We start from the raw sequence: 1,277 nt of genomic DNA, 5'->3' as shown, positions 1-1,277 counted from the left end.
TAATTTCAAGCAGCGGGATTCGGGAACTACTCAAGGAAATTACAGCCGCACAATGTCTCAAATCGGCGGCTAATTATCTATCTGTCGGAAAAGTAAGGTAGGCTTTGATGTCTGTTATAGTTAGTTCAGAAAAATCTGCCTAAACTTTTGCTTTAGCCTTACCTTGGAGGGATTTAACTGTTGATTTGAGTCTTTTTTTGCCCAATTGCAGCAACACTCTGGGTGGAAAAAGATCCCAAGGCCAAACTATTTGGTCAATTGTATTAGGGGCTGAATCGGGCATTTCAGTATTCTTAAATAATACGTTGTTGTAGAAAAGACCAATAACTTTAAACTTGGGAAGTAAAGTCTTTATCTGTTGAAGTGTGATTTGTCCCTCATAGTATTCGTCATCTTCAAACTCTGTGTAAAAATACTTGGTATGAGACAAGGTTTTAAGTGCTCCTTTAATCAAGTTTTCCTCTGCGCCTTGTACGTCAGCCCAAATTAAGTCAATTTGATCGATATCCTGTTCTGCAAACCAACTATCTAAGCTGCGCGTTGGCACTTTTACTGTATTTTCGCTAAACTTACACCAAGGGAAGACTTCTAAATGATTTTTGGGAGCTTTGAGTGAAGAAGATTGGAGCCATTCTGAAGAGTCACCCGTTTCGTCAGGGGAGCCGATGCTCTGATAAAATTCAGCTTCTCCATCTACGTCTGATATGGCGATTGGATGTAATTGGCATCGCGCATCCTTGACTGTGTTTTGATGTATTTTTACGGAGCGAGGATCGGGTTCAAAACAATGCAATTGAATGTCGGAAAATTCTCGGAGGAAAATTACGGAGTCTTCGCCCATGCATGCCCCTATTTCTAAAATTACCGGGTTGTTTTTTTGGAGTAGTTTACTCATCGTTTGTAAAGTTTGTTTTCTCATGACTAATCCCTTTTATTTATTGATGATAATTGACTGCTCTCAGAACAGGCTTTCCGGCCTATTCCACAAAGAGTTAATTTGATTGTGGGGTGGGCCCTCCTAGCCCGCCCAAAGCATCTGAGATTCTTCGCTTCGCTGGTGAATGACAACTACTCAATTAGATTTGACCACCGGGTGTTAGCAATAGTAAGCTGTTGTGCATCTAATTTAACAGTCTATTTTTCTACAATTCTTGTGGGACGGGCAGGAGAGCCCGTCTCTGTATTCAATTTATATGCGTAGCAGCTTAGCGGTTTTGATAAGATCGATCGCACTCTATCCAATCCCATCTCCACATCCGGCAAAATCTCCCCAACAG

Annotated in this window: 1 protein-coding gene; it reads right to left on the bottom strand. The window is 41.2% G+C overall.

What is annotated here, in order from left to right:
• Positions 1-139 precede the first annotated feature (139 nt).
• A complete protein-coding gene (locus ACUVJL_RS33860; RefSeq protein WP_445249837.1) occupies positions 140-919 on the bottom strand; it encodes an FkbM family methyltransferase in 780 nt (259 codons plus the stop codon).
• Between the last annotated feature and the right edge of the window lie 358 nt (positions 920-1,277).

The organism is Microcoleus sp. OTE_8_concoct_300, assembly GCF_031383065.1.
Lineage (GTDB): Bacteria > Cyanobacteriota > Cyanobacteriia > Cyanobacteriales > Microcoleaceae > Microcoleus.
This window is presented reverse-complemented; position numbering and strand designations above follow the sequence as displayed.